This is a genomic window from Chitinophaga sp. W2I13 (assembly GCF_050434005.1).
Taxonomy (GTDB): Bacteria; Bacteroidota; Bacteroidia; order Chitinophagales; family Chitinophagaceae; genus Chitinophaga.
Genome location: NZ_JBNPWD010000001.1, coordinates 326,075 through 339,984, shown reverse-complemented (window position 1 = coordinate 339,984; position 13,910 = coordinate 326,075). Strand labels below are relative to the sequence as shown.

The 13,910-nt window shown below is 47.1% G+C and carries 13 protein-coding genes; 8 read left to right on the top strand and 5 right to left on the bottom strand.

The genetic code is table 11. From position 1 onward, the window contains the following. Positions 1 to 12: 12 nt before the first annotated feature. Positions 13 to 1,449 carry an MFS transporter gene (locus QFZ48_RS01370; RefSeq protein ID WP_429046334.1) on the bottom strand — a complete coding sequence of 479 codons (1,437 nt, stop codon included), beginning with the start codon at positions 1,447 to 1,449 and terminating at the stop codon, positions 13 to 15. Positions 1,450 to 1,469: 20 nt separating this feature from the next. Beyond that, the gene (locus tag QFZ48_RS01365) at positions 1,470 to 2,507 is read right to left on the bottom strand and encodes a bifunctional transcriptional activator/DNA repair enzyme AdaA (protein ID WP_429060784.1); all 1,038 of its coding nucleotides are present in this window, start codon (positions 2,505 to 2,507) and stop codon (positions 1,470 to 1,472) included. 123 nt (positions 2,508 to 2,630) lie between these two features. On the opposite strand from QFZ48_RS01365, the gene QFZ48_RS01360 reads away from it, so the two are divergent. Then, a complete protein-coding gene (locus QFZ48_RS01360) occupies positions 2,631 to 3,356 on the top strand; it encodes a class I SAM-dependent methyltransferase (RefSeq protein WP_429060782.1) in 726 nt (241 codons plus the stop codon). 59 nt (positions 3,357 to 3,415) lie between these two features. Then, positions 3,416 to 3,958, top strand: a complete 543-nt coding sequence (locus QFZ48_RS01355) for a hypothetical protein (protein WP_429046337.1) — start codon at positions 3,416 to 3,418, stop codon at positions 3,956 to 3,958. On the opposite strand, the gene QFZ48_RS01350 is transcribed toward QFZ48_RS01355, so the two are convergent. After that, a complete protein-coding gene (locus QFZ48_RS01350) occupies positions 3,892 to 4,284 on the bottom strand; it encodes a winged helix-turn-helix transcriptional regulator (RefSeq protein ID WP_429046338.1) in 393 nt (130 codons plus the stop codon). The two genes, QFZ48_RS01355 and QFZ48_RS01350, sit on opposite strands and share 67 nt — an antisense overlap. 98 nt (positions 4,285 to 4,382) lie before the next feature. Here QFZ48_RS01350 and QFZ48_RS01345 point away from each other — a divergent pair, with 98 nt between their 5' ends. Then, positions 4,383 to 4,865 carry a hypothetical protein gene (locus QFZ48_RS01345; RefSeq protein ID WP_429046340.1) on the top strand — a complete coding sequence of 161 codons (483 nt, stop codon included), beginning with the start codon at positions 4,383 to 4,385 and terminating at the stop codon, positions 4,863 to 4,865. Here QFZ48_RS01345 and QFZ48_RS01340 read toward each other — a convergent pair. Both QFZ48_RS01340 and QFZ48_RS01335 read right to left on the bottom strand, forming a co-directional pair. Then, positions 4,854 to 5,354 (bottom strand): DinB family protein, encoded by a 501-nt coding sequence (locus QFZ48_RS01340; RefSeq protein WP_429060780.1) that lies wholly within the window; start codon positions 5,352 to 5,354, stop codon positions 4,854 to 4,856. The genes QFZ48_RS01345 and QFZ48_RS01340 overlap by 12 nt on opposite strands. A gap of 52 nt (positions 5,355 to 5,406) precedes the next feature. Next, entirely contained in the window at positions 5,407 to 5,991 is a 585-nt protein-coding gene (locus tag QFZ48_RS01335; protein ID WP_429060778.1) for a hypothetical protein, read from the bottom strand. Between the two features lie 171 nt (positions 5,992 to 6,162). Between QFZ48_RS01335 and QFZ48_RS01330 the strand changes: the two genes are divergently transcribed. From QFZ48_RS01330 to QFZ48_RS01310, 5 genes are all read left to right on the top strand, one after another. Next, positions 6,163 to 6,771 (top strand): RNA polymerase sigma factor, encoded by a 609-nt coding sequence (locus QFZ48_RS01330; RefSeq protein ID WP_429060776.1) that lies wholly within the window; start codon positions 6,163 to 6,165, stop codon positions 6,769 to 6,771. A 49-nt stretch (positions 6,772 to 6,820) separates the two neighbouring features. After that, positions 6,821 to 7,396, top strand: coding sequence for an RNA polymerase sigma factor (locus tag QFZ48_RS01325; RefSeq protein ID WP_370911694.1), 576 nt, complete (start codon positions 6,821 to 6,823; stop codon positions 7,394 to 7,396). Positions 7,397 to 7,418: 22 nt separating this feature from the next. After that, complete coding sequence (locus tag QFZ48_RS01320) at positions 7,419 to 8,585, top strand: FecR domain-containing protein (RefSeq protein ID WP_429060775.1); 1,167 nt, start codon at positions 7,419 to 7,421, stop codon at positions 8,583 to 8,585. Positions 8,586 to 8,749: 164 nt separating this feature from the next. Beyond that, entirely contained in the window at positions 8,750 to 12,394 is a 3,645-nt protein-coding gene (locus QFZ48_RS01315; RefSeq protein ID WP_429060773.1) for a SusC/RagA family TonB-linked outer membrane protein, read from the top strand. Between the two features lie 21 nt (positions 12,395 to 12,415). Beyond that, positions 12,416 to 13,888, top strand: a complete 1,473-nt coding sequence (locus QFZ48_RS01310) for a RagB/SusD family nutrient uptake outer membrane protein (protein ID WP_429046346.1) — start codon at positions 12,416 to 12,418, stop codon at positions 13,886 to 13,888. Positions 13,889 to 13,910 lie beyond the last annotated feature (22 nt).

Here is a 13,910-nt window from a genome sequence, read left to right as displayed (position 1 = left end):
AGTAATACTTTTTTATATGCCTTCGGCAGGAATGTCTGCTGTATGCATGTCCATATTTTCAGGCAGTAGCCAAAGCATCCATCCTACTATTGCCAGGCAGCAGATCCCCGTGAGTATACCCCAGTCGAGCGCTTTGCTATAATCCGGAAAATGCGGACTGCTGTTGATCACGTAATAAAATACACCGCCCACGATGCTGATGCCCAGTGCAGAAGCAGTTTGCTGGAAAGTAGAGAAAACGCCTGCCGCTGCCCCTGCAAATTTTACCGGGACGCTTTTTAAAACAATGTTTAACAGGAAAGGCAATACCAGACCGTTGCCCAGGCCGTATAATCCTATCAGCAGTATTACATTCATGGTGCTGACGTGTGGCCTGAAAAGCAGGAGTTGCAGTATGAAGGAAATAAGAATGATAAGTAGTCCTGCCTGCAATACTTTTTTCCCGGACCGTACTATCAGCTTAGAAGCGAGCACAGATGAGATCATAAACAACACTGCATGCGGAAGAAAGAACATGCCGCAGTCCAACGCCGTATAGCCGAGCCCGTTCTGTAGATATACGGCGCTCATCAGCAGGAAAGCGGTGTGCATCATAAAGTGAAACAGTACCGCCAGCAAGCCGATATTAAACTCCCTGATCTTAAAGAGTGCTGTATCAATTAAACTGCCTTTCTGTAAAAGTGTTTTTGTTTGCTGGTCGCGGATAAAAAAGGCAAATATGAAAACCGCCAGCAGCATCAACCCGATTGCCCACGGCGGCCATCCCATTTCCCTTCCTTTTGTGAGTGGATAGATGAGGCAAACCAGTCCTGCTGTGAGGATAGCGGCGCCGGAGTAATCAAACTGCTGCCCCGTGTCCCTCGGTGTTTCATCGAGATATTTCCGGATAGCCCACAGGGATACGATCCCAACGGGGAGGTTGATGAAAAAAATAAGCCGCCAGCCGGCGATGAGAAAATGGGTATCTACCAGATAACCGCCCAGGATCTGGCCAATGATAGCAGCAATGCTTAGCGTGATACCATACCACCCAATGGCTTTTGCCCTTTCCTGCGGGTCGGTAAACAACACCTGTATGAACGCGATGGATTGCGGCACCATCAGGGAAGAGCTCACCCCTTGCAGAAAGCGCATGATATTTAACTCCAGCGGGGTTTGCGCTAACCCGCATCCGCATGAGGTGAGGGTAAAGAGCAGCATGCCCAGGAAGAAGATCTTTTTTCTGCCAAGATAATCGCCGGCCCTGCCACCGGTAATCAGGAAAGAAGCGCTGCCCAGCAGGTACCCGGCTATCACTAGCTGTACTTCCCCATCGGTGGCTTGTACGCCTTTCTGAATACCGGGAATCGCCATGTTGATAATGAAGATATCAATGACATAGAGCAGCGGGGCCGTTAAAATAACGGCCAGGGCAATCCATTTGGAATGCCTGGGTTGTTTTGGGTTCATAACCTTGTTTGTGTGAATGTTTACCGGTTACCCTGTTCCAGGTCGAGTAACCATTGTTTCCGCCAGATGCCGCCACCATAGCCGGTTAAACTGCCGTCTTCTCCAATTACGCGGTGGCAGGGAATGAGGATGGAGATGCGGTTCATGCCATTGGCATTTGCGATGGCACGGATGGCTTCCGGCTTTTGCAGAGCGATGGCCTGTTGCTTGTAAGACCTGGTGCTGCCATACGGAATGGTTTGAAGCAGGCGCCACACCGATTGCTGAAAGTCTGTGCCTGGCATAAACAAAGGCACCGTGAATGTTTTTCTTCTTCCGGAAAAATACGCTTCCAGCTGCTGTTCTAATGCATCAAAATGCGGGTTGGCGCCCTGGATGATATTGGCGTTGAGTTTTTGTGAAAGTTGTTTTAATTCCGTTTCCAGCATCTTCCGGTCGGTGAATTCCAATAAGCAAACACCTGCTTCTACCGCGCCTGCAAACATAGTTCCCAGCGGCGTTTCCAGGCGTGTGATATTCATTACCTGCTTTTGTTTGCTATTGGATGGCGATACCCCGAATACTGATCTGAATGAATCGGCAAAGCCGCTCAGGGACTCGTATCCGGCGTCAAATGCTGCTGCCGTTACGGGTTCGCCATGCTGAATTTTTTTGAAAGCAGCATTAATGCGGAACATGCGCTGGTAAGCCTGGAAGGTAATGCCATGATGTTTCAGGAACCACCGCCTGATGGCGCTGGGTGCTATACCTTTTACAGCCAGGTCTGCGTCTTTGAATTTCCTGGAGGGGTTTTCATTCAGCTCCTGCAGGATCGCCCTGATAGCCGGAGGTGTTTCATCCAGTTTTTCCAGCGGACTGCACACCTTACAGGGCCGGTATCCCTTTGTAATAGCGTCTTTCGTGGTTTTAAAGAATTCTACATTTTCCCTTTTGGGTTTCCTGGCCGTACAGGTAGGACGGCAGAATATCCCGGTGGTTTTAACCCCTGTTATGAAGCTGCCTTCATAAGCCACATTTTTATCAAGTATCGCCTGGTACATGATTTCGTCCGTCAGCATGTATATCTTTTTTTCAAAAGTACGCCAGCTGAACTTGGGTAACAACCGGAAATTGAACAAGTATTTTTTTTAGCGTACCTCGTAGTTGTGTAACTTTAAATACGGAGATAAAAACCATGCTATATGCAGGAAGAAAAAGCAACCGGCTGGGACTTCAGCTATTTAACCAACACAGGCAGAATGATGGAAAGCCCTTTGCCCTGGAACTATTTTGTAATGGTGTGCCGCCACCTGAAGCCGGGCTGTACCCTTCTCGACCTGGGGACCGGTGGGGGAGAGTTTTTAAGCCTGCTGCCCGGTAAAGAACAATTTCGTATATACGCCACCGAAGGATACATCCCCAATGTGGTACTCGCCCAAAAAAGGCTGCATTCGTTTGGCGGAACGCTTGTTCATGAGTATACAGATGATAACCTGCCTTTTGAAGATAATTATTTTGACATGGTAATAGACCGGCATGAGAGTTATGATCTGAAAGAAGTATATCGTATCCTGAAGCCCGGCGGGCACTTCATTACCCAACAAGTGGATGGAAGAAGTGATATTTCCATCGCAGAGGTGCTGGGAGTGAAACCTAATGAAGAATTTTTGCACTGGAACATCGATTATGCGCTGCAGCAGTTTGCACCAACCGCTTTCAGCATCCTTCACCAGCAGGATGATTATGGCTTTATGCGTTTTTATGATGCGGAAGCATTGCTGTTTTATATCCGCTCTATGCCTTACTTATTTGAGGAATACGACAGCTTTGATTTTGAGCAGCTGTCGGCCCGGCTGTCGGATTATTTTGCCTTGCATACTTTCCTGGATGTGCAGAAAGACAGGTTCATCATTGTGGCGCAAAAGTAAGCGCAGGCAACAATATTCCCCGGCTGGTTGTTAGAAGAAAAGAGAAACATCATATGATCATGAAAAATATCTTGCTTTTTCTGTTGGGTTTACCGCTTTTTACTTTTGCCCAGCGGGAGAAATTGCTGTATGGTTACGCTTATGGAATGATCCACGACGGTAATGGCGGCGGTGGCGTGACTGCCAGCGTGGAGTTGCTGAATCATATTATTAGTGTGGGGCCGGGTGTGGAGCTCACTTCTTACAATGATCATTCCTTGATCCCGGTATTTGCAGATGTGAAAATCAAACACCGCTTCGGGCATATAGATCCGTATATCACCGGGCAGTTCGGCAGGAATGGCTATAATGTAACCCGTACTGCGGAAGTGCCCTCAGGAACAGGGCAGGAGTCTGTTACTTTCAATGAATCCGGCAAGTATTTTTATGGAGCAGGTGCTGGTGTTGCCTGGCATTTCAATAAGATAGGCGTGTTCGCTTCTTATATTTACCGCGGCTATAAATACCGGTATCCCGACAGAATATCGGAAGAGGATCACAGTGTTGTGTTCGGCGAAAAATCCGTCAATGCTAATGTGTTTGTTGTAGGAATTGTATTTTGAAGCAGGTGCCGGCTGCCCCAGTTAAAGATCTGGTCGATCAGCTGCCGCAATGATGCACCGCTTTCTGTTAGCCTGTAAATAACTACCTGCGGATGTTTGCTGACCTTTACCTCGCGGCTTATCAGCCCATTATTTTCCAGGTCCCTCAAATGTTCGGTGAGTATCTTCCTGCTGATCTTCGGCATTTTTTCATGCAGCAAGCCAAAACGATTGATATCATGCTCTATTAAATAGAGGATGACAGGCTTCCACTTACCGCTGATCAGTTCTATTGTTTTACTGACCGGGCAAATGCCTGCGTCATATTCGGTATGTGTAATTGACATGCGTATATCTTTTTAAAAAAAGTTGATGGTTACCATCCTGTAACTACTTGTCTGCGCCGCTTTACAAATCTAGTTTTGCTTGTATAAAAATACGAATCATGTACAAGCTACCGAAAAATGAGCAAACGAATGTAAGTCTGTATAGCAACGCACTCATGCTCCTCACTTCTGTTCATCACGTATACGGCGCCATCCGGTACCACACGCCCTGGCGGATGCATGTGCTGCTGCTGAGTGTGCCCGTACTGATCATTACCATTATCCTGGACCGGGTAATCAAACAAAAAGGAATGACCGTTAAGAGTGTGTGGTCCTGGATATACTGTTCCATCATATTCCTTGCCGCTATTGTAATGATTGGGAGCTATGAAGGGCTTTATAATCATCTCCTTAAAAATATCCTTTACTTTGGCGGATTATCAGCAGCACACATGTCCATGCTTTTCCCGCCCGCTATGTATGAAATGCCGGATGATATATTTTTTGAAGTGACGGGAGTGCTGCAGGGCATTGTGGTAATTCCCCTTGGTATTTATTTCGTCCGGATGATCCGGCAGGGGATGATGAAATTACCGGCTTAAAATATCATGAAGCTGTTGTTGTTTAATCCTCTCAATCTGGCGCCTGTGCCGGAGTACATGCACAATAGCGTGTTCGGCCATTTGTTCTATATCGTATACCTGTCCCCAGCCGGCTTTTATTTTTAACGCATCGTCCATTTGTTCCAGTTCATCATCTTTAAATGCTGCGAATATTTTTTCTGTGAAGATAAATACCTGGGTCAGGTCTTCCAGGTAAGCGTTTACAGTAAGATGAAATGTTTTGGCAGGACGTGTTAGCTGCGGGCCCCGCAGGTTGTGAATACTGGTGGCATAGCCAAATCCGGAGCTGACTACATGAGATAAAATGGTTTGAACCGACCGGCAGTTTTCATCCGCCGTATGCGGATCTGTGATAACAGTAAGTGCGTGATCGGGAATGGTCCTGATCACTTCTTTCAATTCCGAAATGGCTCTTTCATATTCATCAAGCAATGCGCCGATGGCGCCCTGTCTGAAAGTTTGGGTCATATGTTTTATGATGGTCCCGTCAAAAGTAGGACATTCACCTGATAAGAAGACGTTAATAATCCGACCGCTTTTTAGCTTCCTTCGTTGCCAGGTCCAGCAGGGAATTTTTGATCACCTTTGTATATGCATCCCTGGTTTTGTCGCTATAGGTAAAAGACTGCAGGTATTGTTCATAATCCTTTCCTTCGTAGGTCATTTTCTTTGCCAGCAGGAGCCACGTCTCCTGGCCGGCTTCTTTCCCGAAAATATGGATAATGGTAAGGGTGTTGTGCGTTAGCAATGCATCGAGATAATTCTTATGTTCCTTTGAGGTATCTTCTTTCGCAATGAGGTCTTTCATCACCACTGCGCCCAGGTCAACGCTGTTCGCATCATATACCGGCTGAGGAGTATCGTCCGCTTCCCGCAGGCTGTCCACTCTTTTATAGTAAATTTCCTGCGTTGCCTTCATGGTGGCTGCTGCTTTCTTTAGCTTTTTTTCGTCGGCCTTTTCATTTTTCAGTGTGATGGCAGCTTTCTTTACCAATGCTAGGAATTGCGCCTGCTTAACAGTGTCTGTTTGCTGTGCGAAACTATTCCCGGTAATAAAAAGTAACAATAAAGCAGCTGCAAAAGCAAAGTGTATATGCGGTTTCATAAGGTCAGGGTATTTTTTAAAGCAAACAAATATATTATATATTATCAATATAGTGATCCGGTATAAAAAAATAACCTTTCGGCAGATTTTATTAATAAATTTACTTCCGCAACCAAAGTAGTTTCCAATTTACTAATCAAGGAATTCATCCTGCTTTCATTGATTCATTATATGAGGGGTTTCGGAATTCATGAGGATCTGCCAGGAGAGCAGGAGTTGCTCCATCGCGTAGCTGACGGTGACAGCATGGCGTTTGCCATATTGTTTAAAACGCACAAGGAAAATTTGTATACCACTGTTTTACGGGTAACCGGCAGTCGGGAGATGGCGGAAGATGTATTACAGGAAGTATTTATCAAGGTATGGATGCACCGGGAGCGATTGCCGGGTATTATTAATTTCGCCGGATGGCTGTACAAAGTAGCCGAATATGCCGGCTTTAAAGTGATCCGCAGTAACCGCCGTATTGCCGGTGGGCTGCAGGCTTTATCCAATGATCCGTTAACGCCGCCGGAGAAAGATCCCGTTGATATTTTTATTGAAAAAGAGTATGACCAGCTGTTGGAGGCTGCCATTGCGCAGTTACCGGAAAAACAACAGCTTACCTACCGGCTCATTAAGCAGCAGGGACTGAAAAGGAAAGAGGTGGCAGAACGATTGTCGGTGTCGCCTGAAACGGTTAAATGGAACCTCGATCAGGCCAACCAGTCCGTTCGTAAGTACTGCATGGCGCACCTGGGACTTACCCTGGCTTTCATGCTGCTGAACGGTTTGCAATAATTTTTTTCGTCCTTACCCCCCAATTGTTATTCCCGTGGCTCTTATATATATGATTCACAGGAAAGGCCGTAAAAATCATACTGTTTATCTGCCTGATGAAGCAGGGTTACTCGGGAGAATTGCCAACGGAGATACCGCTGCCTTTGCCACGGTATTTGCGCATTACAGGAAGCAACTGTATACAACCATTTATCACCTTACGGGAAGCCGGGAGTTGGCGGAAGATGTGTTGCAGGAAGTGTTTATGAAGGTGTGGTTGCACCGGGAACGGTTGCCGGTAATCACACATTTCGGCGGCTGGATTTACCGGGTAACGGAACATGCGGGTTTTAAAGTGATCCGTGAGTTGCGCAGAACCGTCAGCAACCCGCAGTCACCACCGGAAACGGATAAAAAAGATCCGCTGGACCTCTACATCGAAAAAGAGCTGGATACCTTGCTGGACGAGGCTGTAGCACGACTGCCGGATAAACAGCAACAAACGTATAAGCTGATAAAAGAGGAAGGCCTAAAAAGAAATGAAGTGGCCGATCAGCTCCTGGTGTCACCGGAAACGGTGAAATGGAACCTGGACCAGGCGATGCGATCGATACGGCGGTTTTGCCTGGCAAAGCTTTCCCATTAAAAACATACACCTAAGAAAATGAATGATGGAACTACCAGATAATATAGCTGCTTTATATCACCGTTGTATACAGGGCGCCGCTACTGCAGAGGAGCAGGCTGCATTCCTGCAGTATCTGCAGGAACCAGGTCATGAAGATATCCTGCGGGAAGTACTGCGCCGTGGTTTGCGGGAACCCAAACCGCTGACAGATCTTCCGCCAGAGCGGGAAGAAGTGGTATGGCAGACTATCATGGCCTCCACCGGGGCAACGCCGGCTGTAACGCCGGTATACCGGATGGCCTGGTTCCGTATGGCAGCTGCGGCCTCTATAGCAGTATTGGTGGCCATAGGTGGCTATACTTATTACCGTTCGCATGAAAGCAGGCCGTTGGCCGTACAAACACCACTAGCGCCGGGTGGCAATAAAGCCATACTTACGCTGGGCAATGGTAAGGTGATCACACTGGATAGTATTGGAAACGGGCAAATTGCCGGTGAAAACGGGGTGGTTAAACAAAGCAACGGCAAACTCGCTTATGCAGCTGATCCTGCCGGAGCTGTTACCATGCACGTGCTTACCATACCGCGCGGCGGGCAATATCAGCTGGAGCTGTCTGATGGTACAGAGGTGTGGCTCAACAGTGCTTCTTATATCAGGTATCCCAACCGTTTTGGTGATAAAGAAAGGAGCGTGGAAATTTCGGGAGAAGCATACATCAGCGTGACAAAGGACGCCACGAAACCTTTTATCGTTGTTTCCAAAGGGCAACGCATTGAAGTATTGGGAACAGCATTTAATCTGATGGCCTATCCTGATGAAGCAGCCATAAAAACTACGCTGATAAACGGCGCCATCAAAGTGATCCAGCAGGGAACACAAAAGATACTAAAACCTGGTCAACAGGCGGCCGTAACAAGCAGCACTCCCGGTATTACCATTACCACACCGGACCTGGAAGAAGTGCTGGCCTGGAAGGAAGGGAAGTTCCGGTTCTATAATACAGACATCGCCACCATTATGCGGCAGGTAGCCAGGTGGTATGATGTGGAGGTAATATACCAGGGGCAATTACCGGAAGAAGAATTTTACGGCGCCATTCCAAAAAGTGAAAATGCCCGGCAGATCCTGGATGTGCTGGAACTGACACGCAAAGTACATTTTGAAATAAAAGGGAAGCAGATCATTGTTATTCCCGGTCCGAGATAAATTTAAATCAACCAGTCATTGTGAATGAAAATAAATAAATAGAAATACATCAACCAAAAAGAAATCCGGATATGGGAGAACATTTTCCGGATAGCAGCAAGAATTAGACGTAAAACCAACATCGCTTTTCAGCATTACTTTAACATCCAAACCGGTACATAGATATGAACTCAATTGTACATGGCAGTCCCGTGCCTGATTGTATGCCACCTAAACTGACCAGATTTATAAAGGTGTGTTTCTTTGTTTTTACAGCAGCATTGCTTCTTAGCGCAAATACCTACGCACAAAAGATCACGATCACAGGACGGAATTTATCCCTGGAGAAAATTTTCAGGGAAGTAGAAAAACAAACAGGATATTCTTTTCTCGTCAGCAAAGAAACACTGAAGAAATCCAAACCTGTAAACCTGAACGTAAAAGATGCCTCCCTGAAGGATGTATTGGATCAATGTCTTTCAGAACAACATCTCACCTGGGAAATAAAAAATAAGGTGATTGTGATTACACCCGAACAACCTGCTGCAATGGCGCAACCGGTAATGGCCCAGCCGGAGCCTTCCAACGCGGGCAGGGTTTTCAGCGGACGTGTGGTAGATGAACGCAAAAGACCTGTTGTCGGCGCCACCATCCGCGCCGATGTATCTGCCGACCGGCTGCAGATGTCCTTTACAGATGAAAAAGGCGTCTTCATTTTATCTGAAGTAGAACTTCCGGTGGTGAAGGCCCAGATTACCAGTGTAAATATAGAACCATGGAGCGGCGAGCTGAACATGGATAAACAGCAACATACCATTGTCGTAAAAAGTAAAGTGTACCAGCTCTCCGATGTAAAGGTGATCGTTAATACCGGCTATCAGAAACTAGATAAAGAAAGGGCCACCGGCTCTTTTGGTAAACCGGATATGGAGATTGTTGCCAAACGCACCGGCAGCATGGATATCATGCAAAGGCTCGATGGACTGATCCCCGGATTAACCCTGGCAGTGGGTGCCGATTATGATGTGGATTCACGCAACTCCAATGGAAATGGCGTTACCACCCGGAGAAGTGTGATCAGGGGAAAAGGTACCGTTCAGCTGAACACAGATCCGCTGTATGTGATCAATGGCATGATCGTAAACGATTTCAGTACGCTGAACCCCGATGATATCGAGAATATCACGGTATTGAAAGACGCCGCTGCCGCCGCCATTTATGGCGCCAGGGCAGCCAATGGCGTAATAGTACTCACCACTAAGTCAGGAAAGAATAATCAACGGCTCACGGTTAGCTATAACGGCTTTATTAACTTCCAGGGTAAACCCAACTACAGTTATATCCCGGTGATGAACAGCCAGCAGTTCATTGCCACCGTAAAAGAATTATTCGACCCCATACAGTTTCCGTGGAACACCTTGTACGATCAGACCATTCCGCCGCACGACCAGCTGATGTATGATCATTACCGCGGACTGATTTCTGATGCGCAGTACAACAAAGGAATGGACAGCCTGGCGTCTATCAACAACCGGCAGCAGATCCTTGATCTGATGGTTCGCCCGGCGTTTACCACCAATCATACCGTTTCCGTGAGCGGTGGAAATAACGTGTATTCATTTTATGGATCATTGGGTTATACCATGTCGCAGGATAATATGCCGGGGAATAAAGACAATAGTTACAAAATAAACCTGACGCAAAATCTTCAGCCGAATAAAAATATCAGGATCTCTGTCAACGCCTCTCTCATCAACAGCGTACAAAGCGGAAAGAACCAGGTGGCAGCTAGTCCTAATGTGTTGCCCTACCTGCTGCCCAGGGATGCCTCCGGGAAAAACGTGGCAATGCCTTTTATGTCCGGCTGGTCAGATTCCCTACGGCTCGATTACCAGGCGCGCAGCAGGATCAATATGGATTATGTACCGCTCGATGAAACAGATTACGCGCATAGTGAAAGGAATACTATTTTCATTAATCTCACCGCTAACGCAAATATTAAGATCTGGAAAGGATTGAGTTTTGATGGTACCTATGGTTATGTAAAATCTCCGGGAACTAACAACTATTTTAATGATAACAGGGCGTTTTCTCAGCGGCAGCAGCTCCTGGGTTTTACCATAGCGCCTACTGTCAATTCCACGCCTAAATACCTGGTACCCACTACCGGCGGCACTTTCATAGAAGGTCACAACGATCAGCGCAACTGGACGGTGAGGAATCAGCTGGTATATACCGCAGAACCTGCACAAGGCCGGGATCACTTGATGGTACAGGTAGGACAGGAGGCACAGGAACAATTCAATTTTTCCACTACCAGTACTTTTTTAGGGTATGATGAGAAACTGGGTACCTACGGGATGGTAGACTATGCCACGCTAAGCCAGGGTGTAACAGGTGCGGTTAGCGGTTACGGCTACCTGCAGCGCCCATACTTCATTAACCAAACGCTCTCCCGTTTTACTTCAAAATTTGCACTGGCCAGTTATACTTTTAACGGGAAATATAGTGTAGATGGAAGCTGGCGGCAGGACCACAGTAATCTTTTTGGCAGCGATGTTTCTTCGCAGAATAAACCGATATGGAGCTTTGGCGCTAAGTGGCAACTGGCAAAGGAGCATTTTTTTAAACCCATTACATGGGTCGATAACCTCAGCATCAGAACCACCTATGGCATCACCGGTAATTCGCCCTACGTGGGGTCTGCATCAAGGAATGATATCCTGAATGCGATCCCGCAGGCTAATAGCGGTGGAATAGCCGGTGATGCATTAGGCATTCAAACTACTGCTAATAACAAACTTGCCTGGGAACATACTGAAACCATTAATATCGGTATAGATTATTCCCTGCTGAAAGGAAGGGTCAGCGGAAGTATTGATATGTACCGCAAAACTACCTCCGACATGTTGGGCAGCGTTTTCCTGAATCCATTTACCGGGTATAGAAGTAGCCTGGGCAATATCGGCAAATATTCCAATAAAGGCATTGAATTGAATATTACTTCGCAGAATATCCAGGGAAATGGTTTGAACTGGTCCACCACATTTATATTCAGCTATAACAAAAATAAGCTGTTGGATTTTGAAACGCTATCCGCCTATGCCAATACCGGGGATTATAAAATACAATCGTTCTATTATATCGGTTATCCTGCCGGACCTGTTTTCGCTTACACCTGGGGCGGACTGGATAATATGGGCGACCCGCAGATAAAACTTAGTGATAAATCCATTATCAAAGACCCCTACTACCAAACAAAGAATGAGGATATCAAATATATGGGCACCACCATTCCCATTTTCAATGGTGGGTTCTCCAATACCTTCCGTTACAAAGGCATTTCACTGTCGGTGAACATGATTTATAACCTGGGCAATGTGATGCGCACCGAGACAAACGTCATCACCTCCGACCGGATAGGAGTATATGCGTCAGGATTTACGTCCGGAAATCTACCCAGCTATTTCCTGCACCGCTGGAAAAAGCCGGGAGATGAAGCCATTACCAATGTGCCTTCCTACGTAGCCAATCCATCTGAAGGCTATACCCGCCGCAACATGAACTATTATAACAGGGCCGATATCAATGTAGTGAGCGCCTCCTATATCAAGATCAGGGATCTTACGCTTAATTATGAACTGCCTGCTTCCTGGCTGAAACCTTTGAAAGTACAGCAACTGAGCGTATACGGGCAAGCCACCAATTTCATGGTGTGGAAAGCCAATGATTATGGTATTGATCCGGAATACCACGATATGCGGCAGGGGTACAGGTCCACGCCTCCTTTTCTGCATAGCTACAGCCTGGGCGTAAACCTTACTTTATAAGTGAACTAAAATGAACAGATCATGGTAAAGAAAATAATTTGTCCTTTCTTATATATAACGCTGCTCTTTTCTTTTGTTGCCTGCAAAAAGGATTTCCTGGAAGTAGTGCCACAGGGTAGCCAGGTAGCTACCACCACCGATGATTATGATAAGCTGATGAACAACCCCTGGTTTTATATGAATGACATTTCAGGGTGGCAGGAAGCCGTATCAATGGGCGATGAAACAGGTGCAGAAGCAGCTTTTCTGAACAGGGGCTCGGTATGGATGCCGCGGCTTTTTCAATGGGCCGACAGCATCTATAAGCCCGGCGATGAATTGTCGTACCCTTTCATGCTACGGGAAGGACTGGAAAAGATGTACCTGCTCAACAAGATCATCGGGGAAGTGATGGAATCTTCCGGTGGATCAGATGCGCAAAAGAAGCAACTCCTCGCCGAAGCAAAAGCTACCCGCGCCTGGATAAATTTCCAGTTTATCAATTTTTACGCAAAACCTTACGACGCAACTACTGCCGCTACAGATCCTGGCTTTCCGGTTATTGACAAAGCGGATATCACCGTGTCGGAGTTTAGCCGCGGCAACGTACAGGGTAGCTATGATTTTATTATTAAAGACCTTACGGAAGCACTGGCGGATGTACCTGTGCGCCCCAGCATTGTTACGCGAATGTCCAAACCCGCGGTGGCCGGGCTGTTAGGCAAAGTGTGTGTATTTATGGGGCGCTATGCGGATGCATTGCCATTGCTGAATAATGTGTTCACCGATATTGCAGCCAACGGCGCACCGGTGCTGTATAATTACAACGTGGAGTTTGCACCGGGGGGCGCATTCCTGCCCATCGATCCAACTTTCGGCCCGCAAGGGCCGGGCGTTAACCGCAATGATACCAGGGAAGCAATTCTTTCTAAAGTTTATTACAATGGTCCGTTCCGGGGGAATATGTTTGGCACCGACGGACTGGTACTGATGCCGGCTACCGCAGCCCTGTATGGGCCTCACGATCAGCGCCTGCTGTTGTATACCAACAGGGACCTGGATGGTAACTTAAACCCCGGAGGAAGGTTGCGCAAGTATGGTATTACCTGGTCGCGCTATGGCCTGCAATTGCCCGAACTGTACCTGCTACGGGCAGAATGCAGGGCCAGAACAAACGACCTGGGCGGTGCAGTTTCAGACCTGGAAACATTGAGAAGGAACCGCATGCCGTCGGCTGATGCGCCGGTACCAGCTGCCATTGCAGGCAACCAGGTAGCGCTGATAAAATACATCATCGATGAGCGTATCCGTGAGTTTGCACAGGAGGGATATCGCTGGTTTGATATGCGCAGATTATCGGTAGATCCCATTTTCAGCGGTAAGCCGATCACGCATACCTTGTACAACACCAATGGAACAACTACGGTCATTACACTGAAGCAGCCCAACCGCCTGGTGATGAAAATACCGCCCTACTTTATACAGAATAACCCGGGCATGCCCGATAATCCATAATTCAATAAAAAACAGACCAACA

Bases quoted from the DNA above. Each gene is read 5' to 3' on its own strand.
- QFZ48_RS01325 (WP_370911694.1), top strand. From the start codon at position 6,821: ATGATTCACAGGAAAGGCCGTAAAAATCATACTGTTTATCTGCCTGAT.
- QFZ48_RS01365 (WP_429060784.1), bottom strand. From the start codon at position 2,507: ATGCTGACGGACGAAATCATGTACCAGGCGATACTTGATAAAAATGTG.
- QFZ48_RS01330 (WP_429060776.1), top strand. From the start codon at position 6,163: ATGAGGGGTTTCGGAATTCATGAGGATCTGCCAGGAGAGCAGGAGTTG.
- QFZ48_RS01360 (WP_429060782.1), top strand. From the start codon at position 2,631: ATGCAGGAAGAAAAAGCAACCGGCTGGGACTTCAGCTATTTAACCAAC.
- QFZ48_RS01335 (WP_429060778.1), bottom strand. From the start codon at position 5,991: ATGAAACCGCATATACACTTTGCTTTTGCAGCTGCTTTATTGTTACTT.
- QFZ48_RS01340 (WP_429060780.1), bottom strand. From the start codon at position 5,354: ATGACCCAAACTTTCAGACAGGGCGCCATCGGCGCATTGCTTGATGAA.
- QFZ48_RS01310 (WP_429046346.1), top strand. From the start codon at position 12,416: ATGGTAAAGAAAATAATTTGTCCTTTCTTATATATAACGCTGCTCTTT.
- QFZ48_RS01370 (WP_429046334.1), bottom strand. From the start codon at position 1,449: ATGAACCCAAAACAACCCAGGCATTCCAAATGGATTGCCCTGGCCGTT.
- QFZ48_RS01315 (WP_429060773.1), top strand. From the start codon at position 8,750: ATGAACTCAATTGTACATGGCAGTCCCGTGCCTGATTGTATGCCACCT.
- QFZ48_RS01320 (WP_429060775.1), top strand. From the start codon at position 7,419: ATGATGGAACTACCAGATAATATAGCTGCTTTATATCACCGTTGTATA.
- QFZ48_RS01350 (WP_429046338.1), bottom strand. From the start codon at position 4,284: ATGTCAATTACACATACCGAATATGACGCAGGCATTTGCCCGGTCAGT.
- QFZ48_RS01345 (WP_429046340.1), top strand. From the start codon at position 4,383: ATGTACAAGCTACCGAAAAATGAGCAAACGAATGTAAGTCTGTATAGC.
- QFZ48_RS01355 (WP_429046337.1), top strand. From the start codon at position 3,416: ATGAAAAATATCTTGCTTTTTCTGTTGGGTTTACCGCTTTTTACTTTT.